The organism is Lysinibacillus sp. LZ02, from assembly GCF_050613145.1.
Taxonomy (GTDB): domain Bacteria; phylum Bacillota; class Bacilli; order Bacillales_A; family Planococcaceae; genus Lysinibacillus_B.
On the sequence record NZ_CP192507.1, the window covers coordinates 4,094,797 to 4,110,482 of the forward strand.

19 protein-coding genes and 2 other annotated features are annotated in these 15,686 nt (G+C 40.4%); all 19 genes read right to left on the reverse strand.

The annotated features are described in order from the left end of the window. Positions 1-214: 214 nt before the first annotated feature. On the reverse strand, positions 215-814 hold the full coding sequence (locus ACQQ2I_RS19855; protein WP_431028444.1) for a class I SAM-dependent methyltransferase: 600 nt from the start codon (positions 812-814) through the stop codon (positions 215-217). A 173-nt stretch (positions 815-987) separates the two neighbouring features. Beyond that, the gene (rplL, locus tag ACQQ2I_RS19860; protein WP_391374355.1) at positions 988-1,347 is read right to left on the reverse strand and encodes a 50S ribosomal protein L7/L12; all 360 of its coding nucleotides are present in this window, start codon (positions 1,345-1,347) and stop codon (positions 988-990) included. Positions 1,348-1,422: 75 nt separating this feature from the next. After that, the gene (gene rplJ / locus ACQQ2I_RS19865; RefSeq protein ID WP_391374358.1) at positions 1,423-1,923 is read right to left on the reverse strand and encodes a 50S ribosomal protein L10; all 501 of its coding nucleotides are present in this window, start codon (positions 1,921-1,923) and stop codon (positions 1,423-1,425) included. Between the two features lie 33 nt (positions 1,924-1,956). Beyond that, positions 1,957-2,099 (reverse strand) — a sequence feature (ribosomal protein L10 leader region). A gap of 54 nt (positions 2,100-2,153) precedes the next feature. Beyond that, positions 2,154-2,852 carry a 50S ribosomal protein L1 gene (gene rplA, locus ACQQ2I_RS19870; RefSeq protein WP_431028445.1) on the reverse strand — a complete coding sequence of 233 codons (699 nt, stop codon included), beginning with the start codon at positions 2,850-2,852 and terminating at the stop codon, positions 2,154-2,156. A 123-nt stretch (positions 2,853-2,975) separates the two neighbouring features. Continuing rightward, positions 2,976-3,401 (reverse strand): 50S ribosomal protein L11, encoded by a 426-nt coding sequence (gene rplK, locus ACQQ2I_RS19875; RefSeq protein ID WP_042478596.1) that lies wholly within the window; start codon positions 3,399-3,401, stop codon positions 2,976-2,978. Positions 3,402-3,582: 181 nt separating this feature from the next. Next, positions 3,583-4,122: a transcription termination/antitermination protein NusG gene (nusG, locus tag ACQQ2I_RS19880; RefSeq protein ID WP_431028446.1), complete on the reverse strand. Its 540-nt coding sequence runs from the start codon at positions 4,120-4,122 to the stop codon at positions 3,583-3,585. 122 nt (positions 4,123-4,244) lie between these two features. Further along, positions 4,245-4,430 (reverse strand): preprotein translocase subunit SecE, encoded by a 186-nt coding sequence (secE, locus tag ACQQ2I_RS19885; protein WP_391374367.1) that lies wholly within the window; start codon positions 4,428-4,430, stop codon positions 4,245-4,247. 49 nt (positions 4,431-4,479) lie between these two features. Next, a complete protein-coding gene (gene rpmG / locus ACQQ2I_RS19890) occupies positions 4,480-4,629 on the reverse strand; it encodes a 50S ribosomal protein L33 (RefSeq protein ID WP_431028448.1) in 150 nt (49 codons plus the stop codon). Between the two features lie 81 nt (positions 4,630-4,710). Further along, the gene (gene sigH, locus ACQQ2I_RS19895; RefSeq protein ID WP_431028449.1) at positions 4,711-5,358 is read right to left on the reverse strand and encodes an RNA polymerase sporulation sigma factor SigH; all 648 of its coding nucleotides are present in this window, start codon (positions 5,356-5,358) and stop codon (positions 4,711-4,713) included. A 69-nt stretch (positions 5,359-5,427) separates the two neighbouring features. Beyond that, positions 5,428-5,940: an NYN domain-containing protein gene (locus ACQQ2I_RS19900; protein ID WP_431030559.1), complete on the reverse strand. Its 513-nt coding sequence runs from the start codon at positions 5,938-5,940 to the stop codon at positions 5,428-5,430. 5 nt (positions 5,941-5,945) lie between these two features. Next, positions 5,946-6,698 carry a 23S rRNA (guanosine(2251)-2'-O)-methyltransferase RlmB gene (gene rlmB, locus ACQQ2I_RS19905; protein WP_431028450.1) on the reverse strand — a complete coding sequence of 251 codons (753 nt, stop codon included), beginning with the start codon at positions 6,696-6,698 and terminating at the stop codon, positions 5,946-5,948. Positions 6,699-6,701: 3 nt separating this feature from the next. Then, positions 6,702-7,115, reverse strand: coding sequence for a Mini-ribonuclease 3 (locus tag ACQQ2I_RS19910; RefSeq protein WP_431028451.1), 414 nt, complete (start codon positions 7,113-7,115; stop codon positions 6,702-6,704). Positions 7,116-7,119: 4 nt separating this feature from the next. Next, positions 7,120-8,520 carry a cysteine--tRNA ligase gene (gene cysS / locus ACQQ2I_RS19915; protein ID WP_431028452.1) on the reverse strand — a complete coding sequence of 467 codons (1,401 nt, stop codon included), beginning with the start codon at positions 8,518-8,520 and terminating at the stop codon, positions 7,120-7,122. Continuing rightward, the gene (gene cysE / locus ACQQ2I_RS19920; RefSeq protein ID WP_431028453.1) at positions 8,517-9,170 is read right to left on the reverse strand and encodes a serine O-acetyltransferase; all 654 of its coding nucleotides are present in this window, start codon (positions 9,168-9,170) and stop codon (positions 8,517-8,519) included. The genes cysS and cysE overlap by 4 nt, the downstream gene beginning before the upstream one ends. Before the next feature lie 169 nt (positions 9,171-9,339). Continuing rightward, positions 9,340-9,555, reverse strand: a binding site (T-box leader). 86 nt (positions 9,556-9,641) lie between these two features. Next, the gene (gene gltX, locus ACQQ2I_RS19925; RefSeq protein WP_431028454.1) at positions 9,642-11,102 is read right to left on the reverse strand and encodes a glutamate--tRNA ligase; all 1,461 of its coding nucleotides are present in this window, start codon (positions 11,100-11,102) and stop codon (positions 9,642-9,644) included. 144 nt (positions 11,103-11,246) lie between these two features. Continuing rightward, positions 11,247-11,723 carry a 2-C-methyl-D-erythritol 2,4-cyclodiphosphate synthase gene (ispF, locus tag ACQQ2I_RS19930; RefSeq protein WP_391374391.1) on the reverse strand — a complete coding sequence of 159 codons (477 nt, stop codon included), beginning with the start codon at positions 11,721-11,723 and terminating at the stop codon, positions 11,247-11,249. 14 nt (positions 11,724-11,737) lie between these two features. Further along, positions 11,738-12,424 (reverse strand): 2-C-methyl-D-erythritol 4-phosphate cytidylyltransferase, encoded by a 687-nt coding sequence (gene ispD / locus ACQQ2I_RS19935; RefSeq protein ID WP_431028456.1) that lies wholly within the window; start codon positions 12,422-12,424, stop codon positions 11,738-11,740. Between the two features lie 16 nt (positions 12,425-12,440). Then, positions 12,441-13,511, reverse strand: a complete 1,071-nt coding sequence (locus ACQQ2I_RS19940) for a PIN/TRAM domain-containing protein (protein WP_431028457.1) — start codon at positions 13,509-13,511, stop codon at positions 12,441-12,443. A gap of 785 nt (positions 13,512-14,296) precedes the next feature. Continuing rightward, positions 14,297-15,673, reverse strand: coding sequence for a DNA repair protein RadA (radA, locus tag ACQQ2I_RS19945; RefSeq protein WP_431028459.1), 1,377 nt, complete (start codon positions 15,671-15,673; stop codon positions 14,297-14,299). Positions 15,674-15,686 lie beyond the last annotated feature (13 nt).

Here is a 15,686-nt window from a genome sequence, read left to right on the forward strand (position 1 = left end):
AAAATCCACCAAATGGTGTATGATTTCGAAAGACAAAAAGAAAACGAGACACAAGTTGAATCTCATTTTCGGTTAAACTAAACTTATTTTTGAGCAGTCTGCCCTAAAAATCTACTTTTTAATACAAAAGGGCATACTTCTTCAAAATAATAATTTTGCATTTTATTATGTTATCACATTCAATTTGTCAAGTCAATATTTACAGTTATGTTCGCTATTTTTTCGCACGAATAATCCAATAACCTTTTTTCTTCTCAACAACATCTACTTCTGAAAACATTTCTTCTAAATAACTTACCGTCGATGGTGCCCCTTGCTTTTTTTGAATGACAACCCAAAGCTCACCCGCTTCAACTAACTTTTCATACGATTCATTGTAAAATCTAAAAATCGTCTCTTTCCCCGCACGAATAGGCGGATTTGTTAGAATCGCTGCCGCTTTTAAATCACCAACCGCAGCAAGTCCATCACTTTCAAAAATTCGTACATTTTGAATCCCGTTCAATTGCGCATTCTTTTGAGCCAGTGCAATAGCACGGGTATTAACGTCCATCATATGAACGAAACGCTCTGGATGCGCCTTTGCAATCGACAACCCAATCGGACCATAGCCACAACCAACATCCAATATATCACCTGTTGCTTCTGGTATTTCAAAAGCATCGATTAATACACGGGAACCAAAATCTACTTCGCTTTTACTAAATACGCCCGCATCTGTTTCAAATGTAAACACAGACCCTAGTAAAGTAAACTTCCATTGGCGTGGCTTGCTTTCCGTTTGAGGTTTGTTGGAATAATAATGTTCAGACATAATACAACACGCCTCCGTTCATTTATAAATGATTAGTCAGAAATATAATCTCTATTTACTTTGATTAAAATACTATCTTTTTTATGCGGATGTCTACAAAGTTTTATGCTTTTCCATCTCTAAAAAGAAAAGCCCGTCACATTGACGAGCTTTTCATACAACTAGAGTTAAAATTATTTAACTTCTACAGTTGCGCCAACTTCTTCAAGTTTAGCTTTGATTTCTTCAGCTTCTTCTTTAGAAGCGCCTTCTTTAAGAGCTTTAGGAGCGTTATCTACTACTTCTTTAGCTTCTTTTAAGCCAAGACCAGTGATTTCGCGTACCACTTTGATAACTTTGATTTTTTCAGCACCAGCGCTAGCTAATACTACATCAAATTCAGTTTTTTCTTCAACTGCTGCAGCACCGCCTGCAACTACAGCTACAGGAGCTGCTGCTGTTACACCGAATTCTTCTTCGATAGCTTTTACTAAATCGTTTAATTCAAGAACTGTCATAGCTTTAACAGCTTCTAAGATTTGCTCTTTTGTCATTTTAATTTCCTCCTATGGAATGTTTTATAATTTAAAGTTTAGGCCGTTAAGCCGAGATTAGAAGTTTTGGGTGAATTAAGCACCTTGTTCTTCTTTTTGTTCTGCAACCGCTTTTGTTGCAAGCGCAAGGTTGCGGATTGGAGCTTGAAGTACAGATAAAAGCATAGAAAGTAGACCTTCGCGTGATGGAAGTTCTGCAAGAGCTTTAACGTCAGCTTCAGATGCAACTGCACCTTCGATAATACCAGCTTTAATTTCTAACGCTTCGTTTTTCTTAGCGAACTCGTTGATAATTTTTGCTGGAGCTACTACGTCTTCGTTAGAGAACGCAACAGCGTTTGGACCAGTTAAGAATTCGTTGATAGCTTCTACACCAGCAACTTCTGCAGCACGACGAGTTAAAGTGTTTTTGTATACTTTGAACTCTACGCCAGCTTCACGAAGTTGTTTACGTAATTCTGTAACTTGAGCAACGGTTAAACCGCGGTAATCAACTACTACTACAGATGCAGCAGCAGAGAATTTATCAGCGATTTCTTGTACTTGAACCTTTTTAGTTTCAACTGCTTTGCTCATTTATGACACCTCCTATTAGAATGAGTCATTTATACCGACAAAAGAAAGCCCTTATGCCAAAGTAGACATAAGGGCAGAAAGTCATCATCTTAAAAGAATCCGAACTCCGATGTCCTCGGTAGGATCATTAAGTGACAAGTCACTCCTACTGTCTACGGTACAAATGGATGATTCACAACAGCACCAATCTTACCAAGTAAGCGGAGCGTTGTCAACTAATTTAATTAATATTATTTAACAACAACAGAAGAAGCGTCAACTTTAACAGCTGGGCCCATTGTAGTTGTAACATTTACAGACTTCATGTAAGTACCTTTAGCTGCAGCTGGTTTAGCTTTTTGTACTACATCGAATACTGTTAAGAAGTTTTCTACTAATTTTTCTGTTTCGAAAGAAGCTTTACCGATAGGAGCATGGATAATACCAGCTTTGTCAGCGCGGTATTCTACTTTACCAGCTTTGATTTCTTCGATTGCTTTTGTTACGTCAAATGTAACTGTACCAGTTTTCGGGTTTGGCATTAAACCTTTAGGACCTAATACACGACCAAGTTTACCAACTTCACCCATCATATCTGGAGTTGCAACGATTACATCGAACTCAAACCAACCTTGTTGGATTTTTGTGATGTACTCTGCATCGCCTACATAGTCAGCGCCAGCAGCTTCTGCTTCTTTAAGTTTTTCACCTTTAGCGAATACTAATACGCGTTGTGTTTTACCAGTACCGTTTGGAAGCACTACTGCACCACGGATTTGTTGGTCGTTTTTACGAGTATCGATCCCTAATTTGAAAGCAACTTCTACAGTAGCGTCGAAGTTTACTGTGCTTGTTTTTTGAGCTAAAGCGATTGCTTCTGTTGCTTCATATAATTTAGAACGGTCTACTAATTTAGCCGCATCTTGTAACTTTTTACCTTTTTTAGCCATTGTTAATTTCCTCCTTGATTGTGGTTGTAGCGGAATGAACCTCCCACGAATAAAGGTTGCGCCCTCAACAGAGTGCAGCAACCTTCCAAAAACAAATGCATCATCAAGTCTTTGAAGATGGGATTAGTCTTCGATAACAATACCCATGCTTCGTGCAGTACCTTCAACCATTAACATTGCAGCTTCTACAGATGCAGCGTTTAGGTCTGGCATTTTTTGTTCAGCGATTTCGCGAACTTTATCACGTTTAACCGTTGCAACTTTCTTACGGTTTGGTTCACCAGATCCAGATTGGATACCAGCAGCTACTTTAAGTAATACTGCAGCTGGTGGAGTTTTTGTAATGAAAGTGAACGAACGGTCTTCGAATACTGAAATTTCAACCGGAATGATTAGACCAGCTTGATCAGCAGTACGAGCGTTGAACTCCTTACAGAATCCCATGATGTTAACACCTGCTTGACCTAATGCAGGACCAACCGGTGGAGCTGGGTTAGCTTTACCAGCAGGAATTTGAAGTTTTACAACTTTAATTACTTTTTTAGCCACGAGACACACCTCCTTAAGTCCGTGATGTGGTAATTGGGTTGCCCCTCCCACTCAATATCTGTCTGTCGGCTTAAAATCCGATAACATTAAAAATGAAATGAATTATCACACTGAAATAAATTGACAGTCTGACCTATGAAATGATAACACTTTTATTTTGTTAACGCAAGTAGAAATAATTCTATATTTTGCGAATTTGTGTAAAGTCCAGTTCCATCTTCGTCTCACGACCGAACATATCAACCGTTACTTTTATCTTACCTTTTTCTACATCAATTTCTTCCACTTTACCTTGGAAGTGCGCGAATGGCCCTTCTAACACTTCAACCACTTCGCCTACTGTCACAGCCACTTCACCAATGGCTGTTTCATTCATACCCATTTGGGCAAGTAAGCGATCTGCTTCTTCCGGCAATAATGGTGTTGGTTTTGCACCTCCACCTGATGAGCCGATGAAACCTGTCACACCCGGTGTATTACGTACAACATACCACGAATCATCCGTCATGATTAACTCTACTAATACATAACCAGGGAATACTTTACGCATGACCGTACGCTTTTTACCATCTTCTTTAATATCGATTTCTTCATGTTCAGGAACGATTACACGGAAGATTTTATCTTGCATGCCCATTGTTTCAACACGTTTTTCAAGATTTGCTTTCACACGGTTTTCATAACCTGAATAAGTATGCACTACATACCAATTTTTCTCCATAATTCACGGAGCCCTCCTTCTAGTACTTGTGATGCATTATTGTACGCGACACAAATTTTTAGCCAAATGAAAAAACCCGTTGTTTCTAAAGGATACGGGCTATTTCATCAATATACTATTTTTTACAGTTCTAAGAACCAACGCAACGCCTCTGAAACACCTAAATCCACTACCGTAAAGTATAAAGCAAAGAAAATAACAGTGGCAATAACAACAACTGTATATTTTGTTAACTCTTTACTTTTAGGCCAGCTTGTTTTACGCATTTCTGAGCCGACTTCACTTAAAAAATTTGTAATCTTGCTCATTTCCTAGCTTAACCTCCGCACCAATCGTTTCTTTAGCTGATCCACCATTTTATAACGTTTGTTTGTGCATCGTATGTTCATTACAATACGAACAAAACTTTTTTAACTCAAGGCGTATTGCCTCTTTCTCAGATTTCGCTGGTATTGAATAGTTTCTAGAGCCGCATTTCCCACAGCTTAAAATGACTTTTTTTGCCATTCAAACCTCACCTATTTTCGGCATTTTGTCTAATCAAGACTAACACCTAACAGGCATGCTGTCAACAAACGAACCGTGTCTCTAAAACAATTCACTCAACTCTAAATGACGTTCTAACTTACGCTTAATTCGTTGCAACGCATTGTCAATGGACTTCGTTGAACGCTTGAGTAAACTTGAAATTTCATTATAGGAACGCCCTTCTAAATATAAAACGAGCACTTGCTGTTCAAGTTCACTTAACACCCGGCTCATTTGGCCTTCTAACCTACTATAATCTTCTCTATTAATCATTAAATATTCTGGATTTTCTGATAGAGGACTTGTAATAACATCCATCAGTGTACGTTCTGATTCTTCATCGTAAATTGGTTTATCGAGTGACACATAGGAATTGAGTGGGATATGTTTTTGACGGGTAGCTGTTTTAATCGCGGTAATAATCTGTCGCGTAATGCATAGCTCTGCAAACGCACGGAACGATGCCAACTTGTCCCCTTTAAAATCGCGAATCGCTTTATACAGCCCAATCATTCCTTCTTGGATAATATCCTCTTTGTCTGCACCAATCAAAAAATAAGAACGTGCCTTCGCTTTAACAAATACACGATATTTTGTAATTAAATAATCTAATGCTTCTGTATTGCCTAAATGAACTTGTTCTACAATATCTTCATCTGAAATATCTTCAAATCGCTCTATTACTTGCAATTTTTCGCTTTTAAGCAATGTTCTCACCCCAGTACGCCAGAATCATTAGAAACAGTATAATAGAATTGGAAAATAACGGTCAATAAGTTATTTTAATCCCCTACGCCATTTTTCAAGCGTTAACGCAACATCATCCCGTAGGTGAATACGTCTAGACGGCTTTTCACTTTGTGTTGTTTTCACCTTTTGGGATATGTTCGATTGAATAATGCCCATCTCAATTTCAAGTTCACGCGCAGACTTGCGTAATGCCCCATATCCAAATACAACATTTTGTTCTGTCATATCCGATGTGGCTACATGAATTTGAATTTTGCGTCCCTTTAAATCATTGGATAGCTTTTCAATACGTTCATCAGCAGTTTCATTTTTACGTGTATAAATCACTTCTACATCATGTTTGACATATAACTGTTCAGTACCAGGTACAAGGTGCGCATCAAAGACAACGATGACGCGCCAACCTTTTACCGCTTTATATTCCGCCATCAGCTCCACAAGTCGGTCGCGCGCATCTTCAAAATTTTCATCTCGTAGTGAACGTAATGCTTTCCACGCACCAATCATGTTGTAGCCGTCTACTAGCAAAATATTTTGCATCACTACTATCCGTTCTGTTCTTGGCGTTTACGGTACACTTCATACATCAGAAGCGCCGCTGCAACAGAAGCATTTAACGACGTAACATGACCAACCATTGGTAAATGATAGAGGAAGTCGCACTTTTTCTTGAGTAAAGCACTCATCCCTTTCCCTTCACTTCCGATAATGATGGCTAATGGCAGCGTAGCATCCATTTTCCGATAGTCAGCGGACCCTTTTGCATCTGTCCCTGCAATCCAAATGCCGCGTTCTTTTAGCTCGTCCACTGTCTGCGCTAAATTCGTGACACGTACAACAGGCACATGCTCGATTGCGCCAGTGGAAGCCTTTGCCACAACAGCTGTTAAACCTACTGCACGACGCTTCGGAATGATAATACCATGTACACCGATTGCGTCTGCTGTACGCATAATGGAACCTAAATTATGTGGATCCTCCAACTCATCTAAAATTAAGAAAAACGGATCTTCTTGTTTTTTCGCTGCTGCAGCAAATAAATCTTCTAATTCTGCATATTGATACGCCGCAACAGATGCGACAATCCCTTGATGATTGGCATCTGTTAATTGATCTACCTTTTTCTTTGGAACGAACTGGACAAGCACACCACGCTCACGGGCTAAATCTAAAAGCTCGTTGATGCCTGTTTTTTTGACCCCTTCTGCAATCCATAATTTATTGATTTCACGACCTGAACGAAGCGCTTCTAATACCGGATTTTTTCCTGCGATCATTTCGCTATTTTGTTCCGCCATCTATTACACTCCTTTTTGCTGTTCGATGATGTCTATTGCATAATCGATGATTTCATACACACGTTCTGTTTGTTGCATTAAATATAAATAGCCTAGCACTGCCTCAAAACCCGAACTATTCCGGTACGTTTGAACGTCTGTGTTTTTTGGTACGGTACCAGATTTCGCATTACGCCCTCGACGAAAAACCGCCAATTCCTCTTCTGTTAAAAAACTTTCATCTATCATACGATGGACAATAGCTGATTGCGCCTTCGCTGACACATATTTTGTCGCTTCTCTATGCAATGTATTCGGTTTGACACGTCCCGCTAACAGGAGATGTTGCCGTACGCTTTGTTCGAGTACGGCATCTCCCATATACGCAAGAGCTAGCGCATTTAATTGTTTTACATCTTCTAATCGGAGTTTCGTCATATCGTTATCCTCGTTTCCAACGCGTTCCTTGACGAGTATCCTCTAGTATAATATTCATGTTTAATAGTTGATCGCGGATTTCATCTGAACGGGCAAAATCGCGATTTTTACGGGCTTGATTACGCTCTTCGATTAGCGCCTCGATTTCCTCATCGAGTAGTTCTGCTTCTTGTGCGAAGTGAATCCCTAACACATGCCCCAATGTATCGAACGTCTCGATAAATGCTTGTAATACAACTTCTTCTGTATTGCTCTCGTTTAAGTACGTATTAGCAATACGGGCTAACTCAAATAACGCTGAAATCGCATTCGCTGTATTGAAATCATCATTCATCGCTTCTTCAAATTGGGCCCTAACAGCCGTCACTTTTGCTAACCATTCATCGCTCGCTTGGCCAAGACCTGTTGTAGCTGACAGACGATGCTGTACATTGGCATAAGCTGTACGTAAACGTTCTAATCCCGCATGCGCTGCTTCTACTAAATCTTGTGCGAAGTTAATTGGGTGACGGTAATGAACACTTAACATGAAAAATCGTAGTACTTGCGGATCGATTTGCTTACGAATATCGTTCACGAGTACAAAATTACCTAGTGACTTCGACATTTTCTCGTTGTCGATATTAATATAGCCATTATGCATCCAGTAACGGGCAAATGTTTTTCCTGTATGCGCCTCTGATTGTGCAATTTCATTTTCATGGTGCGGGAATGTTAAATCCTGACCGCCTGCATGAATATCAATTGTATCACCTAAGTGCTCACGCGCCATAACAGAACACTCAATGTGCCAACCAGGACGTCCTTCTCCCCACGGACTTTCCCACTTAATCTCACCTAATTTTGCCGCTTTCCAAAGAGCAAAATCAAGCGGATCTTCTTTTTTCTCACCCGCTTCAATACGCGCCCCCACTTTTAAATCATCAACCGACTGGTGACTTAATTTACCGTAGCCGTCGAATTTACGTGTCCGATAATATACATCGCCTCCGGATTCATATGCGTAACCTTTGTCAATTAGAACTTGAATAAACTCAATAATTGCCTCCATATGATCCGTTACACGCGGGTGTACATCTGCCTTTTTACAACCTAACGCTGTAATATCATCAAAGTACGCAGCAATAAAGCGCTCTGTTAACTCAAATACTTCCTCACCAAGTTCATTTGCTGCTTTAATAATTTTGTCATCTACATCTGTAAAATTCGAAACAAATTTCACATCATAGCCAGCATATTGTAAATAGCGACGCACTGTATCGTACACAATGACTGGGCGCGAATTGCCGATATGAATATAGTTATATACGGTAGGTCCGCATACATACATTTTTACTTTGCCTTCTTCAAGCGGAATAAACGCTTCTTTTTGTCTTGTTAAAGAATTAAAAATTTGAATACTCATTGTTTTTGCTCCTTTTTTAACAATGTGATTTCCTGTTGTAAAAACTCAATTGTCTTCTCCAACGTATCACAACGATCACCGACTGGGTCAGGAATATTATGATGATCTAATTTTTTCTCTTCTGTATAACGAACGCCATCTTTAATCACAATTTTCCCAGGAATCCCTACAACCGTCGCATTCGGTGGTACATCCTTTAAGACAACGGACCCTGCACCTACTTTACTATTTTCCCCAATTGTAATCGAACCTAATACTTTTGCGCCTGTTGCTACTAGGACGTTATCATGCAATGTTGGGTGGCGTTTTCCTTTTTCTTTTCCTGTACCACCTAGCGTAACGCCTTGATAGAGTGTCACGTTATCGCCAATTTCACATGTTTCCCCTATTACAACCCCCATGCCATGGTCGATGAAAAATCGGCGGCCTATTTTTGCACCCGGGTGGATTTCAATGCCGGTAAAGAAACGGCTAATTTGTGAAATGACCCGCGCAATAAAATAAAATTTCCGCTTATAAAACCAATGGGCGATGCGATGTGCCCACGTAGCATGTAAACCCGAATACGTTAATACCACTTCCACTACACTTCGCGCTGCTGGATCATTTTCAAAAATCGTATCGATATCCTCTTTTATCCGTTTAAACATTGTCCGTAATCCCCCTTTTCATTTTACTATTTCGCATAAGGCTCCGTTATTTGACACCAATAGTTTCTGGCTCTTCACAGTAATCCGCTTTTTACTTAAGAAAAACATTTCTTTGCAAATATCCATCTTTCCTATCTGCAAATAAAAAGCGCCCCTGTCATCACTTGATGACAGAGACGCTTATTTGCGCGGTTCCACTCTGAATTGAAGGACATGCCTTCCCCTTTTGTGTTCGGTAACGAGAACAACTCGACTTCGCCTACTTTTTTCAGCTAAGTACTCAAAGGTGCATTTCCACATAGTGAGCTTAGACTACTTTCAGCCGGTGATAGTCCTCTCTAATAAGCTCTAACTATTGTGTACTTCTCCTTCTCCACGCTTTTTTCACTAAAGCTTTACACTTTAGTTTATTCAATTCGTTACAATGTACATCCATTGTACATAAATTTTGTCAAAAATCAATAGTTCTGCTTAGTTAGCAAACTTTTCTACTCGTGCAATCGCTTTTTCTTTTCCGATTAAAGCAATGGCATTCGGTAGCTCTGGACCGTGCGTTTGACCCGTTGTCACGACACGGATTGGCATAAACAAGTTTTTCCCTTTAGCGCCTGTTTCTTTTTGCACCGCTTTAATTGCTGATTTGATTGATTCTGCATCGAATGCATCAAGCGATTCAAGTTGTGCCTTGAACGCCGCCATGACAGCTGGTACTGTTTCACCTGCCAATACCTCTTTGGCTTCATCATTATATTCAATCTCTTCCGTGAAGAATAGGCTAGATAACTCTACAATTTCAGCACCATAACTCATTTGCTCATGATAAAGACCGATTAACTCTGCAGCCCATGCTTGTTGTTCAGCTGTTAGTTCCGCTGGTAATACGCCTGCTTTTTGTAAATGTGGTAATGCTAACGCTACCACTTCTTCACGTGATAATTTTTTGATGTATTGATTATTCATCCAAGTAAGCTTTGTTTTATCAAACATCGATGGTGATTTTGATAAACGCTTCTCGTCGAACATTTTCACAAACTCATCATGCGAGAAGATTTCCTCTTCTCCTTCTGGCGACCAGCCCAGTAATGCAAAGAAGTTGAACATCGCTTCAGGTAAATAACCAAGGTCTTTATATTGGGCAACGAACTGGATAATCGTTTCATCACGTTTTGATAATTTTTTGCGCCCTTCATTCACGATTAATGTCATATGACCATATGCTGGATATTCCCAGCCAAATGCATCAAAAATCATCATTTGTTTTGGTGTATTCGATAAGTGCTCTTCCCCACGGAATACGTGTGTAATGTCCATAAAGTGGTCATCCAGTACTACGGCATAGTTGTATGTTGGAATACCGTTTGCTTTAACTAATACCCAATCCCCGATATCTTTTGATTCGAATGTTACTTCACCGCGCACTAAATCTGTAAATTTATACGTTACACCTTCTGGTACACGCATACGAACTGTGTAAGGAATACCCGCCGCTTCTTTTTCTGCTACTTCTTCTGCTGTTAAGTGACGGCATTTGCCATCATACGTTGGGGCTGCTACACCGTTTGCTTTTTGCGCTTCACGTGATGCTTCAAGCTCTTCAGACGTACAGAAACATTTATACGCGATACCGCGCTCTAATAACTCATCGGCATGCTTTTTGTAAATATCTAAACGCTCCATTTGGCGATAAGGTGCATATGGACCACCAATATCAATCGATTCATCCGGGATAATACCTAACCAACGTAAGTTATCAAGTTGAGACGCTTCGCCGCCCTCTACATTACGCTCGATATCTGTATCTTCAATGCGGACAATAAATTTACCGTTGTGATGTTTTGCATATAAATAGTTAAATAGTGCTGTACGCGCGCCACCGATATGTAAGAAACCTGTCGGAGATGGTGCATAACGTACACGAACTTCTTTCGTCATGTGTAATTGCCTCCTCATTTTTCGTTTTGAAAACGACCGAATTTTTATCCTGTTCATTTTACCACTGTCAATTCGCAAATAAAAGTGACGCACGCCGAATTTCGTTCGACGTGCGCTCATTTATGCATATCGTTGGGAATCCCCTTATTTCTTAATAAGTAAAATCGTCGCTAGCGCTGCAATCCCTTCCTCACGTCCTGTGAAACCAAGCTTTTCTGTCGTTGTAGCTTTCACATTCACTTGAGATGGATCGGCATTTAATAACGCCGCAATACGATTTTTCATCGGTTCAATGTAAGGCGCCATTTTCGGACGTTGTGCAATAATTGTTGCATCTACATTCCCTAAAACATAGCCTTTATCCTCAACGATTTTCCAAATATATTGTAAAAGTTTTGCTGAATCTGCATCCTTCCACTCAGGGTCTGTATCAGGGAAATGACGCCCGATATCCCCCTCACCAATTGCCCCTAATGCTGCATCTGTGATGGTATGTAACAATACATCGGCATCAGAATGACCAAGCAACCCTCGGTCATGCGGAATTTCAATGCCCCCTAAAATTAATGGACGTCCCTCTGCAAATGCATGAACATCGTAGCCTTGTCCTACTCGAAACATAAGTCAATATCCTCCTATAAATTGGTACGGGATTTTAAAATCGCCGCACCAAAAATTAAATCTTCCTGTGTTGTCATTTTAACATTTTCATAACTACTTTCGACGATATGTACGTCATAGCCCAGTCGTTCTACGAGCATGGCTTCATCTGTACCAAGAAAACCAACCTTTTCTGCTACATCTTCTGCCTCTGCCAGTAAATCAAAGCGAAATGCTTGCGGTGTTTGAATCATCCAGAGTGAATCGCGGTCAACGGTCTCTTTAATGATGCCATCTCGTACAATTTTCATTGTATCCTTGGCGCGTACACCGGCAATGGCCGCACCTTTCTCATAGGCTGTTTTGGCTAGCTCACTAATGGTTGGTATGGTGATAAAAGGACGTGCAGCATCATGTACAAGGATAATTGCTACATCACGCATTTCCTTAATACATGAATGCACCGAATGTTGACGTTCTGCCCCACCTGTTGGTAAACCTTTTATTTTGGAAATACCATATTCCGAGAGCAACGACTGGATAAATGCACGCTCCTCATCTTTCACGGCAAGCCAAATCCCTGTACAATTTTCGTCCTGTTCAAACACAAGTAATGTATGAACGAGAATGGGTTTATCTACTAGCTGTAAAAATAACTTATTTTGCCCTGCGCCCATACGTTTTCCGCTACCGGCAGCTGGCAGTACGACTTCATATTGCACATCTTCACTTCCTACTCTAGTCATCTTTTGGCTTAGCAAAAATCATACGTCCGGCTGATGTTTGTAGCACACTTGTGACCGTTACTGTAATAGCTTGACCGATATAGCTACGACCGCCTTCCACAACAATCATCGTACCGTCATCTAAATACGCCACACCTTGATTTTGCTCCTTGCCATCTTTAATGACTACAACCTGCATATCCTCACCAGGAATGACGACTGGTTTGACAGCGTTGGCTAAATCATTAATATTTAACACTTCTACTTGATGCAATTCACATACTTTATTTAAATTAAAATCATTTGTTAAAATTTGTGCGCCCATTTTTTTCGCTAGACGGACTAGTTTTAAATCGACTTCTGACACATCTTCAAAGTCGTCCTCGACAATTAACACCTTAGATTGTCGCTCATCTTGCAGACGCTTTAAAATATCTAACCCTCGGCGACCACGCGTACGCTTTAACGTATCGGACGAATCCGCAATATGTTGAAGCTCTGTTAAAACAAATTGCGGTACAACAAGCGTCCCCTCAATAAAGCCTGTTTCTGAAATATCAGCAATACGCCCGTCGATAATGACACTCGTATCTAACAGCTTATGTGACAGTTTCGCCTCTTGCTCTCCTTGCTTCTTTTTAGCCGATGGACCGGATTTTGTAAACAATTGTACAAACTCTTCTCGTTTATTAAAACCGACACGGAAACCTAAGTACCCTAAAATAATGGATAAAATAATTGGCGTTACTTCCGTAATCACCGGCAGCTGAATGCTATTAATCGCAAAGCCAAATAATGCGGAAACACTTAACCCCATAATGAGTCCGACTGTTCCAAATAACAAATCCCCGACTGGTACCTTCGAAAGGACATCCTCCATCCATGTAATCAGCCTAACAAAGTAATCGGATAAACCGAACGATAAAACAAATAATAAAGTTGCACCTAACGCTACCGAAATATAAGGGTTGTTAATCCAAGGATTAGATGATAAATGAATAAGTTCGTATAATGGCGGTAAAAAAACTAGACCTAACGCCCCTCCGATAAACAAAAATGCAACTTGAATGACCTTCTTTAACACATTTTTCACCTCCGTTCTTTCATTATACATAGTTGTTCATTTCATAGCGACGCAAAAACCTCAGCTTTTTACGCTATAACAAACAAAAAATTCCTTGTATTTTATAACAAAATACTCTACTTTAACCACATTTTCGCTAAAAAATATCCTTTTCGAATTCCGCGAAGTATATTTAAAATCCCTTTATAATCTTTTGAAAATTCACATGTCCTAGCAAAATCCCAATCGCCTATAGTGATAAAAATCGTTTTCCATTACACTTTACCTATTCGAGATAAGGGATATCATAAAAAGAAAGAAAATATATCGAAAGAGCCAAAAAAGCAAGTTAATAACATTTACCCCTTCCGTATTAGGACTTTTTGATTTAGCGATTATTATACTGATTACACCTTCTCAAAAGATTGGATGAACGGAAAGGTTAGGGCTAGTACTTCCGTGAGCCATTGTACGCGTCTGTTTTGGCTCCCAAACATAATAATCTATACGGTACAACGATATTCCACGCTTACAATGAATGTAGATCTTGGGGAGCTAGCGTAAGCTGGTACATTAGGCGAAAATTTAATGACAACAGTTGATACACACCCATTAGGTGCTGTGTATTTAGAATATCTCATCTTCACATTATTTATGACAATCGGGACCCTTGAAACAAATAAAGTATTGTTCTTTATTTTCATATTAAAATGCTCCCCTTTTTATAAAGGCGAGCATTTTTTGTCTTTCCCCCGCATGAACGGGAGGAAGTGGGGATGAGAACCCCCACTAATTAAAGTTTCACTTTATAAATCACTAAAGCAGGCACGTAAACTATCGGCAATCGTCTCGACCCCGATGACTTGAATGCCTTCTGGAAAATCCCATCCTCCTAAGTTAGAAGTTGGAATAAAGGCACGTTTAAATCCAAGCTTGGCTGCCTCTTGCACACGTTGCTCAATCCGACTTACACGACGCACCTCACCTGTTAAGCCCACTTCGCCGATAAAGCAATCTGTTGCACGAACAGCTTGGTCTTTAAAACTAGATACGATGGATGTCAGGACAGCTAAATCAATCGCTGGCTCATCTAGCTTGACACCACCGGCCACTTTAATATAGGCATCCTGTGCTTGCAGTAGCATCCCCATTCTCTTTTCTAACACAGCCATCAATAATTGCACACGATTTTGGTCAACCCCTGTCGCCATACGCTTTGGATAATTGAAGCTTGTCGGTGTGACAAGTGACTGTACTTCTACTAAAATCGGTCGTGTACCTTCCATAGATGCCACAATGGTTGAACCCGGTGCCCCTTGCGAACGCTCCTGTAAAAACATCTCAGACGGATTTAATACTTCCTTTAAGCCACCATGTAACATCTCAAAGATTGCAATTTCATTCGTTGAACCAAAACGGTTTTTTTGGCTACGTAAAATACGATGGTTATGATGACGTTCCCCTTCAAAATAGAGCACGGTATCGACCATATGCTCCAAAATACGTGGCCCTGCAATTTGCCCTTCCTTTGTCACGTGTCCGACAAGGAAAATCGCAATATTTTTTGTCTTTGCGATGCGCATAAGCTCTGCTGTACATTCACGTACTTGCGAGACACTTCCTGGCGCACTCGTCACTTCGGGATGATGCACTGTTTGGATGGAATCGACGATAACAAACTTCGGCTGCACCTCCTCAATTGTTTGATGGAGAAATTCCATATTCGTTTCGGAGTAAATATAAAGCTCCGGTGATTTAACCCCTAATCGCTCTGCTCGTAATTTCGTTTGGCGAACTGATTCCTCACCGGAAATATATAACACACGGTGCCCCCGATTCGATAATAGCGCAGACACTTGCAGTAATAGCGTCGACTTCCCGATACCCGGATCTCCGCCGATTAACACGAGTGAGCCCGCCACAATGCCCCCACCAAGCACGCGGTTTAACTCCCCCATCTCGGTGACAATGCGTGTTTCTTCCATTGTTTCTACGTTAATAAGAGGGGTTGCCTTTTGAGTCGTCGAAACCGAATGCTGAAATGCACCGCGTGGACCTTTTGATACGATTTCCACTTCCTCCACCATCGTATTCCAGTTGCCGCAACCCGGACAACGCCCCATCCACTTCGCTGACTCATAGCCGCAATCATTACACATAAATTTGGTTTTCTTTTTTGCCATATCATTCTCCCAA

What these genes read in the sequence shown, in the direction of transcription:
- ACQQ2I_RS19855 (WP_431028444.1), bottom strand. Translation starts at nt 814, where the DNA reads ATGTCTGAACATTATTATTCCAACAAACCTCAAACGGAAAGCAAGCCA.
- rplL (WP_391374355.1), bottom strand. Translation starts at nt 1,347, where the DNA reads ATGACAAAAGAGCAAATCTTAGAAGCTGTTAAAGCTATGACAGTTCTT.
- rplJ (WP_391374358.1), bottom strand. Translation starts at nt 1,923, where the DNA reads ATGAGCAAAGCAGTTGAAACTAAAAAGGTTCAAGTACAAGAAATCGCT.
- rplA (WP_431028445.1), bottom strand. Translation starts at nt 2,852, where the DNA reads ATGGCTAAAAAAGGTAAAAAGTTACAAGATGCGGCTAAATTAGTAGAC.
- nusG (WP_431028446.1), bottom strand. Translation starts at nt 4,122, where the DNA reads ATGGAGAAAAATTGGTATGTAGTGCATACTTATTCAGGTTATGAAAAC.
- secE (WP_391374367.1), bottom strand. Translation starts at nt 4,430, where the DNA reads ATGAGCAAGATTACAAATTTTTTAAGTGAAGTCGGCTCAGAAATGCGT.
- rpmG (WP_431028448.1), bottom strand. Translation starts at nt 4,629, where the DNA reads ATGGCAAAAAAAGTCATTTTAAGCTGTGGGAAATGCGGCTCTAGAAAC.
- ACQQ2I_RS19900 (WP_431030559.1), bottom strand. Translation starts at nt 5,940, where the DNA reads ATGCAAAATATTTTGCTAGTAGACGGCTACAACATGATTGGTGCGTGG.
- rlmB (WP_431028450.1), bottom strand. Translation starts at nt 6,698, where the DNA reads ATGGCGGAACAAAATAGCGAAATGATCGCAGGAAAAAATCCGGTATTA.
- ACQQ2I_RS19910 (WP_431028451.1), bottom strand. Translation starts at nt 7,115, where the DNA reads ATGACGAAACTCCGATTAGAAGATGTAAAACAATTAAATGCGCTAGCT.
- cysS (WP_431028452.1), bottom strand. Translation starts at nt 8,520, where the DNA reads ATGAGTATTCAAATTTTTAATTCTTTAACAAGACAAAAAGAAGCGTTT.
- cysE (WP_431028453.1), bottom strand. Translation starts at nt 9,170, where the DNA reads ATGTTTAAACGGATAAAAGAGGATATCGATACGATTTTTGAAAATGAT.
- gltX (WP_431028454.1), bottom strand. Translation starts at nt 11,102, where the DNA reads ATGACGAAAGAAGTTCGTGTACGTTATGCACCATCTCCGACAGGTTTC.
- ispF (WP_391374391.1), bottom strand. Translation starts at nt 11,723, where the DNA reads ATGTTTCGAGTAGGACAAGGCTACGATGTTCATGCATTTGCAGAGGGA.
- radA (WP_431028459.1), bottom strand. Translation starts at nt 15,673, where the DNA reads ATGGCAAAAAAGAAAACCAAATTTATGTGTAATGATTGCGGCTATGAG.